This is a genomic window from Frateuria sp. GZRe14 (genome assembly GCF_051900395.1).
GTDB lineage: Bacteria > Pseudomonadota > Gammaproteobacteria > Xanthomonadales > Rhodanobacteraceae > Frateuria_A > Frateuria_A edaphi.
In genome coordinates, this window is sequence record NZ_JBHZGJ010000001.1 from 947,888 (window position 1) to 959,925 (window position 12,038).

Genomic DNA, 12,038 nt, shown 5'->3' on the forward strand with positions numbered 1-12,038 from the left:
GTGGCGGCGCAGTGCGGGGAGACAGCCCCGGCACCCCTGCGTAAAATCGGGTCATTCTTTGACAGGGGCGACGTGTCATGCAGCTGTGGTCCCTTGAGGGCAACACCCAGAAACTCGATGGCGGCGCGATGTTCGGCAACGCGCCCAGGGCCATGTGGGCGCGCTGGATCGAGCCGGACGCGGAGAACCGCATCCCGCTGGCCTGCCGCTGCCTGCTGGTGAAGGACCTGGACGGCCGCAACGTGCTGTTCGAAACCGGCATCGGCGCCTTCTTCGAGCCAAAGCTGCGCGAGCGCTACGGCGTGGTCGAGGACCGCCACGTGCTGCTGGAGTCGCTGGCCCAGGCCGGTCTTTCCCACGAGGACATCGACGCGGTCGTGCTCTCGCACCTGCACTTCGACCACGCCGGCGGCCTGCTGGCGCCCTGGGCCGAGGGCGAACCGCCACGGCTGCTGTTCCCCAACGCCACCTTCCTGGTCGGCGCCGAGCACTGGCGCCGCGCGCAGTCGCCGCATCCGCGCGACCGCGCCTCGTTCATTCCCGAACTGGCCGGGTTGCTGGAGGCCAGCGGTCGGCTGGAGCTGGTCGAAGGGCCGTATTCGAAGGCGTTGGGCAAGTCGGTGCGTCTCCATTTTTCCAACGGCCACACACCGGGGCTGATGCTGGCCGAAGTCGGTGGCGTGGTGTTCTGCGCCGACCTGATCCCCGGTCGCCCGTGGGTGCACCTGCCGATCACCATGGGCTACGACCGCGCGCCGGAAACCCTGATCGACGAGAAGCGCGCGTTCCTCGAAGACAAGCTCGCGCGTGGCGTGCGGCTGTTCTTTACCCATGACCATGCCTGCGCGCTGGCCCAGGTGACCCGCGACGATCGGGGCCGCTTCGGCACGACCGCAGAACAGGCCAGCCTCCACGGCGAGCCTGCCGGGGCGGTGGGGTGAGGCGGCAGCTGCGGGTCGGTACCCGGGCCTTGCTGCTGCGCGGCGGCGGCGCGGTGCTGCTCATCGCCGGCCTGGGGCTGGCGGCAATCACCGAACGGGGCCTGCTGGTGCACCATCTGGCTGCCGTACGCCACGGTGGCGACGTGGTCCAGGCGGGCTCGCGCGGGCCGCAGCCGGGGCAACACGGCAGCATGGTGCTGGTCTCGGGCACGCCAGAAGTGATCGAGGCGCCGCACGATGCGGACTTCAACCTCACCGTGCCCACGCCGCTCTTGTCCCGACGCGTGGAGATGTTCCAGTGGCGGGAGGTGCACGTGGGCAGCGACGTGCATTACGAACTGGACTGGTCCGACGAATTGCAGGACACCGGCAAGTTCGAGCAGCCGCGCGGACACGCCAACCCCGCGACGATGCCGCTGCGCAGCCAGCGCTTCGTGGCGGGGAAGGTGCAGGTCGGCGGCTTCACGCTGGGGCCGTTGCTGCTGCGAGCGCTGCCAGGCACACAGACGGTGGCGCCGGATCCCTCGCGCCTGCCGGCCAACCTGGCCGCCAGCTTCAGCCTGTACCACGACTACCTGACTACCAGCGTCGACCCGGGCTCACCGCGGCTGGGTGACGTACGCGTGAGCTGGCAGGCGGTGCCGGTGCAGCAGGTGACGATCTTCGCCCGCCTCGATGGCGACCGGCTGGTGCGGGCCAGCCAGGCGGACGACCAGGGCTACCAGGTGCAGGTGGGCGAGCGTTCGCTCAGCGACGTATTGCCCGACGTGCCCGACCCGCCGGAATTCACCCTCGCCCGCCGTGGCGGCGCGATCCTGCTTGCCGCCCTGGGCGCCTTCCTGCTGCTGTGGGAGCGCCGCCGGCACGTCGGCGACGTGGCGCTGGCGCTGGCGGTGGGCGTGACCGCGATCGGCGCGGTGTCCTGTGCTTCCTGGCTCGGCGGCGAGTGGTCGCCCGTGCTGAGCTGGCTCGCCGTGACGGCTGCCGGCGTGCTGGTGGTGGTCGTGCTGCACCGGCGGATGGCGAGGGTCTGATCCCGGGCGGTATTCCCTACTGCGGCTGGCCTTTGGCCATCCGCTTCGCCCGACCCACCTGTCCGGCGGGAGAGGCCTCGAACAGACCGTCTGAGGGACGCGCCGCGGCTGCGGCGCCGCACGTCTACGCTCAGCGCGGACGGGATTGCGCGCGCCGATTCAGCGTAAGCGGAAGTTGGAACCCCGTTACGCCGCGGCGGCCGGGGCCTTGGGTTCGGCGAAGGCATAGACCTGGTCCGCCCACTGGGTGGCTTCCAGGTAGATGCCGGCCATGCGCTGGATCTGCGCGGGCTGGGCCTGGCCGCTCAGGTGGCCGGCTTCCCAGGCGTGGATCTGTTCCAGCAGCGGGCCGAACGGGCCGCGGTTGCCGATCAGCGCCTCGCGGATCTCCGGTACCAGCGGCAGTTGCTCCAGCACGAACTCCATCGGCGCGCACATCAGCGTGTCCAGCAGCGAGAACAGGCCGACGGTGAAGGCCATTTCCTTCTGCGGACGCGGCATGTGCGAGGCGAGTTGCTCGCACATGTGCGCGCGGATCAGCGCGGTGCGCAGGAGCTCCGGCGGACGGTCATCCATGCCGCCGAGCGACATGGTGTAGATCCAGTTGCGCATGCGGGTGACGCCGAAGAAGATCGCCGCCTGCTGCACGGACTTGAGCTGCTTGGGCAGGCCGAAATAGGCCGAATTCACGCAACTCAGGAGCTTGTACGAAAGGATCGCGTCGTTGCGGATGATGTCGCCCAGTTCCACCGGACCGGGGCTGTTTTCCTGCAGCTCGCGCATCAGGCGCAGCATCGACAGGCGGTTGGCCGAAAGCACCGGCACTTCCACCTGGTCGGGGATCAGCAGGTAACGGCCCTGGATCGCCTGCAGCGGCAGCTCCAGGCAACGGTGGTAGGTGGCGTGGTCGTCGACGTGGCCGGCGATCACCCAGATGCCGCGCTCGTGCAGGTACTGGGCGCGCTCGCGCAACTGCTCGGGCGAGAGTGCCCGGGCGTCCAGCCGGACGAACTGCACGATCTGCAGCAGCGACTCGAAGGCGACCGAGCCGTGGAGATCGATGGCGCCGGCGTCCAGCATCAGCAGGCAGCCGCGCTGGGCCATCTTGTTGAGCCGGTCCATCAACTCGGCGTCATCGGCCATCGCCGGCTGCAGCACCACGCCGAAGCGCGGCTGGTGCAGTAGCACGTCGGTCTGGTCCAGCAGCAGTTCGCGCGAGAGGGTGAGGAAGGTGCGGTTGCCGCGCACCAGACGGGTGAGCGCGCCGTCGGCCAGGGTCGAGAGCACGCGCTGCATCAGCGTCTGCTCGTCGCCGGCGTGGCGGTGGAACATGACTTCGTAGGCGAACAGCTCGCGTTTCTGGTCCAGCATCGGCACCCGTACCACCGGCAGCGGGATGTCGCGATTGCCGGCAAGGCGGGACTGGGCGGAAGCGGTGGCGGTATCGCTCATGTCTTGATCTGCTCGCGGGGCTATCCCGCCTGGGGTGGATCGCCACCGGCCTTGCGGCGCGGTGTCCGGAAGGCTCTCTCTTTCAGTCAGACCGAACCCAGGTGGTGCGAGCGCAGGGCCGTGCGCACTTCGCCACCGGGTCCGTACACACTGCGCACGTCGCCGCCCTGGCCACTCAGCACGGCCAGCGCCTCGCGCACCTGCGCCAGCCGCTGGCTGACCAGGCTGCCATTGCGCTGGTTCATTTCCTGGCATCCGCGGATCACCTCGAGCACCTCGCGCCAGCGCGCCTCGACCCGCGCGGCTGCGTTCGGCTCGAGCTTGAGCATCTGCACGCGCTCGGCGTCCAGCTCTTCCAGCCGCTGCATCAGCGCCTGCTTGTGCGTGCCGGCGCGGTCCAGCGCGACCGCGTCGGCGGCGACCAGCGCGTCGCGTTCGGCGACCAGCGAGGCGGAGAGCTCGGTGGCGGCCCGATGCAGGTCCTCCACCACCGCGTCCAGCGCGGCTTCGAGCTCGTGGTGCAGCAGCTTGCTCATGGCGTGCGGTTACGGCTTCGCCGGGCCGCCGATCTGCGCGTCGAGCGCGATCATCTTGTCGGCGATGGCGGCCGGATTGACCTGGTAGCTGCCATCGGCGATCGCCTGGCGGATCTTCTCCACCCGCTTGGTATCGATCGCGGCCTGGCCGTCCACCTTGGCGGCGTCCTGCAGCGCGCGCGCCGAGTCGGTCAGGCGGACGCTGTCGTCCTTGCCCGGCACGCTGGCGGGAACGTCGCTGGCCGCATTGCTGTTGCCGGCCGCCGTGCCATTGGCCTGGTTGCCCGGTGCCTGGGGCAGGAGCGGCAAGCCGTTGTTGGAAATGGTCGTGTTCATCGGTCCTTCTCGAGTCGGTTAGGCCCTGTCCCTTGGGGAATCGGCCGGGCTGGAGAAAACTTTAGTGTCTTGGGGAACATGGATTTTCGGCGACCGTTCAGGGTAACGCCACGACCACGCCGGGGCCGCGCACGATGGCGTCCACGACGCGGCCAGAGCTGCCGTTGCGCACCCGCAGGCGGGCGCCCGAGTCGCCGCTGCCCAAGGCCACGCCCTCGGCGCGCACCGCGATCCCGTCCAGTTCGGCGAGCAATTGCACGTGATCGCCCGCGCGTACGGTCTGCCGTCCGCCCAGCGCCCCGGGTGTAAGCACGCTGCCGGACCCGACCGGTCGCGACAGGCTGCGCTCGGCCACCTGGTCGAGGCTGGCGACATAACCGTAGGGCAGGCGGGTGACGTCGCGCTCCTCGGCGTGTACGTCGGTCGCCACGATGCCGTCGCCGCGGATCAGCGGGCGATTGGCCACCAGCACCTGGCGCCAGACTTTCAGCGTCACCGGCACGCGCAGGGTCCAGCCGTCCGCGGCCGGGCAGCGCATCACGACGCTCAGCCTGGGCGTCATGCGCAGTCCGCCGGGGAGGCTGGCCGCGAGTGGCACGGCACAGTCGGCGACGTGCAGGCGAGGATCCAGCGCTTCGGACTTGACCTCGACCCGGCTACCGGGCGCGGCGTACTGCTGTTCGACGAAGCGTTCGGCCTGGGCGCGCAGGTCCGCTTCCGACATCGGCGCGGCAAGGGCCGGCAGGGCCGTCCCGAGCAGCGCGAGCAGCAGGCAGCGGCGCGCCAGGGCCATCAGGCGGTGGCCAGCAACGCGGCGAGGTGGGTGACTACCGCCTCGCGTTCGGACTCCAGCTGCTGGCTCAGCTGCTGGGCCTGTTCGATCTGGCCATTGCAGAGCAGGCCGACGAAGGCATTGCCGTGCTCGGACAGCCGTGCGCCGGCCTCGCTGAGCGCGCTGGCGGCCGGCTGGTCCGGATGTTGCGCGGCGAGCCGGCGCACGGTGCGGTCCAGCGCATCGGTGTCGAACCAGCGCCGGTCCAGCGCGCCTGGTTCGAGCAGTGCGAGCTCGGTTGCCTGGCGGAGGCCCTGCGCCGATTCGCGCACGGCCAGGCTCAGGCTGGCCGGGTCGTTGCCGGCCTCCTGTTCCAGCCAGCCCAGCGCCAGGCGATGGGCCAGCAACGCGGCGCGGCTGAGCGCCTCGCTCTGCCGGCGCGCCTCGGTGCTGCGCCGCTGCAACGCGCCGAGCGCCGCCTGCGCCGCGGCGGCGCGGGCCTGCTGCACGTCCTGGCCCTGCCGCAGCTGCGTGACCTTCTCGCTGGCGCTGGAAAGCGCCTCGGCGCTCCTGCCCATGGCGCTGTTGGCCTGGCTGACGCCGAACTGCGCGTGTTCCAGGCGCTGCATGCCCTGCTGCACGTCCACGTCCAGCTGGCGGGAGAAATCCCCGATGGAGCCGGTGACCGTCTCGATCTCGGTGGTGGCCTGGGTGGTCTTCTCGGCCAGCTGCTTGACCTCGTCGGCGACCACCGCGAAACCGCGGCCGGCTTCGCCCGCACGGGCGGCTTCGATGGCGGCGTTCAGCGCGACCAGGTTGGTCTGGTGGGCGATCTCCTGCACCGCGCCGGTGAGCTTGCGGATCTGCCCGACCTGCTCGGCCAGGCGCGCCTGGTTGCGGTTCATCGCCGACAGCGCGCTGCGCAGGAGGCGCAACTGGCCATCCAGCTCGCTCACGCCGGCGCTGCCGGTCTGGCGGGCCTGCTCGACCTGCGCCAAGCCGTTGGCGACCTGCTGCAGGGCCGTCGAGATTCCGGCGCTGGCGTCCGTCAAGCGGCCGACGCCGTCGCGGCTTTCCTGGGTGGCCTTGTCCAGCGCGGACTGCTCGCGCCCCAGCACCTGCGCGGCAGCCAGCACCAGCCCCTGCTGCTCCAGGGTCTGCAGCGCCAGCGCGGACGGCTGGCCGGCGTCGAGGCGGGCCAGCAACGGGGCAAGCGCGCGGGCGACCGCCGGATGCTGGTTCGACAACTGTTCGAGGCGGGCCTCGTCGCCAGCGGCGGCCGCTTGGACCAGCGCGGCCAGGGACTGGCTACGGATCAGGCTCATGTGGATTGCGGTTCCTGCGGATGAATGTTCAGGACATCGTCTGGATGCGTCGAAACTTGAACAAGCAATGCATGTGCCACCGGCGCTCCGGCGCATCGTCCGGAGAAAATATCGCGCAGCGGCGCGGTTGGGGACCGAACCTCAAGAGCCGGCCCGGGCCGCCGATACGCAGGGGCTAGTCCTTACTTTGCTGGAGACACGCATGGCCGGCGCGCTGCTGGAAAACGTCGAACGCCAGACCCGCCTGGCCGGGCACAACCGGGTGGCGATGCTGCTGTTCCGGTTGGGCGATGCGCAGCTGTTCGGCATCAACGTGTTCAAGGTGCGCGAGGTGCTGCGCCGCCCGCCGCTGGAACGCATGCCCGGCGCCCACGCGCTGATCGCCGGCAGCTGCGACTACCGCGGGCAGACCATCCCGGTGATCGACCTGGCTGCCGCGCTGGGCTATCCGGCGCTGGTCGCCGAGCCGTCCGCGCACCTGATGGTCACCGAGTTCAGCCGCACGGTGCAGGGCTTCCTGGTGTCCGACCTCAGGAACATGGTGCATTGCGAGGGCGAGTCGCTGGTCGCGCCGAGCGCCGCGCTCGGCTTCGGACCGCGCGTCAACGCGGTGACCCGGATCAACGGTGCGCTGGTGGCGGTGGTCGACGTGGAACACGTGCTGGCGAGCATCGACGGCGCACCGGGCGAGCTCTCCACCCAGATGCAGCGCGCCGCAGGCGCCCACACGCTGCGCCCGCGCCGCGTGCTGGTGGCGGACGATTCGGTGGTCGCGCGCCGCCGCCTGATCAGCATCTTCCAGCAGATGAACATCGAATGCGTGGTGGCGCAGGACGGACGCGAGGCGCTCGATCGGCTGACCGAGCTGGCTGCGGCGCCGCCGGGGGAGGGCGTCAACCTGGTGGTGTCCGACATCGAGATGCCGCGGCTAGACGGCTATGCGCTGACCCGCGCCATCCGCGAAACGCCCACGCTGCGGCGCCTGAAGGTGGTGCTGCACAGCTCGCTGAGCGGCCTGTTCAACGAGGCGATGGTGCGCGAGGTCAACGCCGACCGTTTCATCGCCAAGTTCCAGCCGGACCTGCTGGCGCAGGCGGTCATCGACCTGCTGCCCGAGGAAGGGCTCGCCTAGGGTAGGCGTCAGCCAACCGTTTCCGGCGGCCTGACGGTCGGCTTCAGGCCCGCCCTGAAGGACCGTCGGAAAACCGACTCCGCGCCGGGGACGTAAACCCCGGCGCCCGCGCAAAGCCAGCTGCGGCGAGGCTTCGCGCCCCCATGGCACACAACTTGCCTCAAGCCCCGTGCGGACACATCGACCGCGGAGGCAAGCGATGAGCCAACCCATCGACAACCTGTTCGGCATGCACACCGGCGCGCTCGCGCTGTGGCAGCGCCGTACCGAAGTGCTGGCCAGCAACCTGGCCAACGCCGACACGCCCGGCTACCTCGCCCGCGACGTCGACTTCCGCAAGGCACTGGCCGCCGCCGGCGGCAACGGCGACGGCAACCTGCCGCTGGCCGCGCCGACCCAGGGCCAGATCGATCCGGTGGCGCAGGCGCGCGACACGCTGTCCTATCGCGTGCCGACCCAGCCGAGCATGGACGGCAACACCGTCGACGCCCAGCAGGAACAGGCCGCCTTCGCCGCCAACAGCGTCCACTACCAGGCAAGCATGGCCTTCATCACCGCGCAGATCCGCATGTTGCGGACCGCGATCACCGGAGGCCAGGGCTGATGTCGCTTTTCAACGTCTTCAACGTCGCCGGCTCCGGCATGGCGGCGCAGTCCACCCGGCTCAACACCGTGGCCAGCAACCTGGCCAATGCCGACAGCGTGGCGAGCACGCCCGATGCCGCCTACCGCGCCAAGGAGCCGCTGTTCGCGGCGATCCGCAACGGGCTGGACGGCCAGCCGGCCGAAGCCGGCAGCGAGGGCGTCAAGGTGCTCGGCGTCACCGAAAGCCCGAACGCGATCACCAGCCGCTACGAGCCGGGCAACCCGCTGGCCGATGCCGACGGCTATGTCTACCAGAGCAACGTCAACCCGGTGGACGAGCTGGTCAACATGATTTCCGCCTCGCGTTCGTACCAGAACAACGTCGAGGTGATGAACACCGCGCGCCAGCTGATGCAGAAGACGCTGGACCTCGGAAAGTAAGGAGCGGCCATGAGCGACCTCGCAATCAACTCCAGCAACGCCGCCGGCACCGCCGGCGCGCTGGGCCAGACCAAGACGCTGAGCCAGGCCGACTTCCTGAGCCTGCTGATCCAGCAGATGCGCAACCAGGATCCGACCCAGCCGATGGATTCCTCGCAGATGGTCAGCCAGCTGGCGCAGATCAACCAGGTCTCGGCCACGCAGAACCTGCAGACCTCCTTCGACGCGTTGTCGCAGTCGATGCAGGGCAACCAGTTGCTGCAGGCCTCCAGCATGGTCGGGCGCAACGTCACCGTGCCCTCGGCGGTCGGTCGCCTGCAGGGCGGAAGCCTCGATGGTGCCGTGAACGTGCCCGATGGCGGCGGCCGCACGCTGGTGCAGATCGTCGACAACGCCGGCGACGTGGTGCGCACGATCGACCTGGGCACGCAGACCGCGGGTCTGGCCGACTTCCACTGGGACGGCACCGGCAACGACGGCCAGCCGCTGCCCCCGGGCACCTACGGACTGGCCGCGCAGACCGGTAACACCGCGGTGGCCACCTATGTCACCGGCAAGGTCGCCGGCGTGGGCATGACCGGCGCCGACGGCGCCTACCTGGACGTGGACGGTTTCGGCGGCGTGCTGCTGAGCCAGGTCGCGCGCGTCAACTGACACATCAATTCACGGACATCACACCCGTACAGGGAAACAACGATGGCTTTCAATATCGCGCTGAGCGGCCTGAACGCGGCTTCCAAGGACCTGGAAGTCACTGCCAACAACATCGCCAACACCGGCACCACCGGCTTCAAGGGCTCGCGGGCCGAGTTCGCCGAGTTGTACAACTCGGCCGGCCGCAACCTCTCGGCGACCTCGATCGGCAGCGGCGTGCGGCTGGCCGACGTGGCGCAGCAGTTCGCCGCCGGCAACGTGGAGAACACCGGCAACAGCCTGGACTTCGCGATCAGCGGCGATGGCTTCTTCACCATGCGCGACGGCAAGGGTTATTCCTACACCCGTGCCGGCGCCTTCCAGCAGGACAACAACGGCTACGTGGTCAACGCCAGCGGCCAGCACCTGCAGGTGTTCCCGCCGGCGGGCAACGGCTTCGACACCAGCACGCTGGTCGACCTGCAGATGACCACTGCGCAGAGCGCGGCCAAGGCCACCAGCAATGTGGAGATGTCGCTCAACCTGCCGTCCGACGCGACGGTGCCGACCACGGCACCGTTCAGCCCGACCGACGCGCTGAGCTACAACCAGGCCACGCCGTTCACCGCCTACGACTCGCTCGGCGCCACACACAACGGCACCGTGTACTACGTCAAGGGCGCGGCGCCGAACAGCTGGAACGCCTACCTGTACGTCGACGGCGTATCCGCCGGCGCGCCGCAGGCGCTCTCCTTCACCAGCAGCGGCGCGCTCGCGACGCCGGCCGGCGGCAAGCTCAACTTCCCCGCGCTGTCGGTCAGCCCGGGTGCCGCCCCGATGACGCTGTCGATCGACGTCAACAAGGCCACCCAGTTCGGCAATGCCTACGCGCTGAGCTCGATCAACCAGGACGGCTACCCGAGCGGCACGCTGTCGGGCATCGACGTGTCCAGCGAAGGCGTGGTTCAGGCCAAGTACTCCAACGGCCAGGCCATCTCGCTCGGCCAGCTGGCCCTGGCCAACTTCAACAACCTCAATGGCCTGCGCCAGCTCGACAACACCGGCTGGGCGGCCTCGTTCGACTCGGGTACCGCGACCATGGGCGTGGCCGGGCAGGGCACCTTCGGCGCGGTGCAGTCCGGCGCGCTGGAGGCGTCCAACACCGCCGACCTGACGGCCCAGCTGGTGAACATGATCAAGGCGCAGCGCAACTACCAGGCGAACGCGCAGGTGATCTCCACCGACGACAAGCTGACCCAGACCATCATCAATATCCGCAACTGACGCTGACGTCCGAGGCCTAAGCATGGATCGTTCGCTTTACGTCGCCATGACCGGCGCCACGCAGATGATGCGGGCGCAGACGGAAGTGGCGCACAACCTGGCCAACGCCGACACCGTCGGCTTCAAGGCGCAGATGTCGGCCTTCCAGGCGCTGCCGGTGCAGGGCCCGGGCATGCCCACGCGCATCAACGGCGTGGCGCAGGGCGAGGGAGTGGACCTGCGCGGCGGCGCCGAGATCCAGACCGGCCGCGAACTCGACGTCGCCGTGCAGGGTGACGGCTGGCTCGCGGTGCAGGCCGCCGATGGCAGCGAGGCTTACACCCGCGCCGGCAACCTGCAGCTCACCGCCGACGGCCTGCTGACCGATTCGCGCGGCAACCTGGTGCTCGGGGACGGCGGCCCGATCAGCCTGCCGCCGGCGACCCAGGTGGGCATCGGCAACGACGGCACCGTGTCGGTGGTACCCACCGGCCAGGGTCCGGAAACGATCGCCTCGGTCGGCCGCCTGAAACTGGTGAACCCGCCGGCGAACCAGCTCGCGCTGGGCAGCGACGGCCTGATGCACCTGGCCGGCGGCGGCACCGCGCCGACCGATCCGGCGGTGGGCATCAAATCCGGCGTGCTCGAGTCGAGCAACGTCAACCCGTCGCAGACGCTGGTGCAGATGATCGAGCTTTCGCGCCAGTACGAACTCCAGGTCAAGGCGATCAAGAACGCCGACGACAACGCGCAGTCGGCGACCCGCCTGCTGTCGCTCACCTGATCGATTAGGAGACAACCATGTTCTCTTCCCTGTGGGTCGCCAAGACCGGTCTCGATGCGCAGCAGACGCGCATGGACGTGGTCTCGCACAACCTCGCCAACGCCAACACCACCGGCTTCAAGAGCTCGCGCGCCTCGTTCCAGGACCTGGTCTACCAGAACCTGCGCCAGCCCGGCGGCCAGACCACCGAGCAGACCAACGCCCCGTCCGGCCTGATGCTGGGCACCGGCGTGCGCGTGGTCGGCAACGAGAAGCTCTTCACCCAGGGCAACATCGAGCAGACCGGCAACTCGCTGGACCTGGCGATCCAGGGCCGCGGCTTCCTGCAGGTGACCCAGCCGGACGGCACCATCGCCTACACCCGCGACGGCTCGCTGCACATGGACCAGAACGGCCAGGTGGTCACCGCCAACGGCTACGCGGTCGATCCGGCGATCACCATCCCCGCCAATGCCCAGTCGATCACCATCGGCAGCGACGGCACGGTCAGCATCACGCTGCCGGGCCAGGCCGCGCCGCAGCAGGTCGGCACCGTGCAGCTGGCCGACTTCATCAATCCTGCGGGCCTGCAGCCCAACGGCGACAACCTTTACCTGGAAACCGCATCGAGCGGCTCGCCGCAGATCGGCCAGCCGGGCCTGAACGGCCTGGGCACGCTCTCGCAGGGCGCGCTGGAGTCCTCCAACGTCAACGTCGTCGAGCAGATGGTCGACATGATCGAGACGCAGCGGACCTACGAGATGAACTCCAAGGCGATCTCCGCGGCCGACCAGATGCTGCAGTTCCTCACCAACAAGACCTGAG

At 69.5% G+C, this 12,038-nt stretch carries 14 protein-coding genes; 9 read left to right on the forward strand and 5 right to left on the reverse strand.

The window, feature by feature from the left end; genetic code table 11:
• The first annotated feature begins 77 nt into the window (after positions 1 to 77).
• Together ACFWZ1_RS04205 and ACFWZ1_RS04210 are read left to right on the forward strand one after the other, a co-directional pair.
• Positions 78 to 941, forward strand: coding sequence for an MBL fold metallo-hydrolase (locus tag ACFWZ1_RS04205; RefSeq protein ID WP_439665555.1), 864 nt, complete (start codon positions 78 to 80; stop codon positions 939 to 941).
• Positions 938 to 1,975: a TMEM43 family protein gene (locus tag ACFWZ1_RS04210; protein WP_231323963.1), complete on the forward strand. Its 1,038-nt coding sequence runs from the start codon at positions 938 to 940 to the stop codon at positions 1,973 to 1,975. Before ACFWZ1_RS04205 ends, ACFWZ1_RS04210 begins: the two co-directional genes overlap by 4 nt.
• Before the next feature lie 186 nt (positions 1,976 to 2,161).
• On the opposite strand, the gene ACFWZ1_RS04215 is transcribed toward ACFWZ1_RS04210, so the two are convergent.
• The 5 genes from ACFWZ1_RS04215 to ACFWZ1_RS04235 form a co-directional block, all read right to left on the reverse strand.
• On the reverse strand, positions 2,162 to 3,427 hold the full coding sequence (locus tag ACFWZ1_RS04215) for an EAL and HDOD domain-containing protein (RefSeq protein ID WP_231323965.1): 1,266 nt from the start codon (positions 3,425 to 3,427) through the stop codon (positions 2,162 to 2,164).
• An 86-nt stretch (positions 3,428 to 3,513) separates the two neighbouring features.
• Positions 3,514 to 3,963, reverse strand: a complete 450-nt coding sequence (locus ACFWZ1_RS04220) for a flagella synthesis protein FlgN (protein WP_231323967.1) — start codon at positions 3,961 to 3,963, stop codon at positions 3,514 to 3,516.
• 9 nt (positions 3,964 to 3,972) lie between these two features.
• Positions 3,973 to 4,299: a flagellar biosynthesis anti-sigma factor FlgM gene (gene flgM / locus ACFWZ1_RS04225; protein ID WP_231323969.1), complete on the reverse strand. Its 327-nt coding sequence runs from the start codon at positions 4,297 to 4,299 to the stop codon at positions 3,973 to 3,975.
• Positions 4,300 to 4,396: 97 nt separating this feature from the next.
• Positions 4,397 to 5,092, reverse strand: coding sequence for a flagellar basal body P-ring formation chaperone FlgA (flgA, locus tag ACFWZ1_RS04230; RefSeq protein ID WP_439665556.1), 696 nt, complete (start codon positions 5,090 to 5,092; stop codon positions 4,397 to 4,399).
• Complete coding sequence (locus ACFWZ1_RS04235; RefSeq protein WP_439665557.1) at positions 5,092 to 6,396, reverse strand: methyl-accepting chemotaxis protein; 1,305 nt, start codon at positions 6,394 to 6,396, stop codon at positions 5,092 to 5,094. The genes flgA and ACFWZ1_RS04235 overlap by 1 nt, the downstream gene beginning before the upstream one ends.
• 202 nt (positions 6,397 to 6,598) lie before the next feature.
• On the opposite strand from ACFWZ1_RS04235, the gene ACFWZ1_RS04240 reads away from it, so the two are divergent.
• The 7 genes from ACFWZ1_RS04240 to flgG all read left to right on the forward strand — a co-directional run bounded on the left by ACFWZ1_RS04240 (position 6,599) and on the right by flgG (position 12,037).
• Positions 6,599 to 7,528, forward strand: a complete 930-nt coding sequence (locus tag ACFWZ1_RS04240; protein ID WP_439665558.1) for a chemotaxis protein — start codon at positions 6,599 to 6,601, stop codon at positions 7,526 to 7,528.
• A 199-nt stretch (positions 7,529 to 7,727) separates the two neighbouring features.
• Entirely contained in the window at positions 7,728 to 8,132 is a 405-nt protein-coding gene (flgB, locus tag ACFWZ1_RS04245) for a flagellar basal body rod protein FlgB (protein ID WP_439665559.1), read from the forward strand.
• Positions 8,132 to 8,554, forward strand: a complete 423-nt coding sequence (gene flgC / locus ACFWZ1_RS04250) for a flagellar basal body rod protein FlgC (RefSeq protein WP_439665560.1) — start codon at positions 8,132 to 8,134, stop codon at positions 8,552 to 8,554. The genes flgB and flgC overlap by 1 nt, the downstream gene beginning before the upstream one ends.
• A 9-nt stretch (positions 8,555 to 8,563) precedes the next feature.
• On the forward strand, positions 8,564 to 9,208 hold the full coding sequence (locus ACFWZ1_RS04255; protein ID WP_231323980.1) for a flagellar hook assembly protein FlgD: 645 nt from the start codon (positions 8,564 to 8,566) through the stop codon (positions 9,206 to 9,208).
• Between the two features lie 42 nt (positions 9,209 to 9,250).
• The gene (gene flgE, locus ACFWZ1_RS04260; RefSeq protein ID WP_231323982.1) at positions 9,251 to 10,471 is read left to right on the forward strand and encodes a flagellar hook protein FlgE; all 1,221 of its coding nucleotides are present in this window, start codon (positions 9,251 to 9,253) and stop codon (positions 10,469 to 10,471) included.
• 22 nt (positions 10,472 to 10,493) lie between these two features.
• Entirely contained in the window at positions 10,494 to 11,234 is a 741-nt protein-coding gene (gene flgF, locus ACFWZ1_RS04265) for a flagellar basal-body rod protein FlgF (RefSeq protein ID WP_439665561.1), read from the forward strand.
• Positions 11,235 to 11,251: 17 nt separating this feature from the next.
• Positions 11,252 to 12,037, forward strand: coding sequence for a flagellar basal-body rod protein FlgG (gene flgG / locus ACFWZ1_RS04270; protein ID WP_231323986.1), 786 nt, complete (start codon positions 11,252 to 11,254; stop codon positions 12,035 to 12,037).
• Position 12,038: the final 1 nt, after the last annotated feature.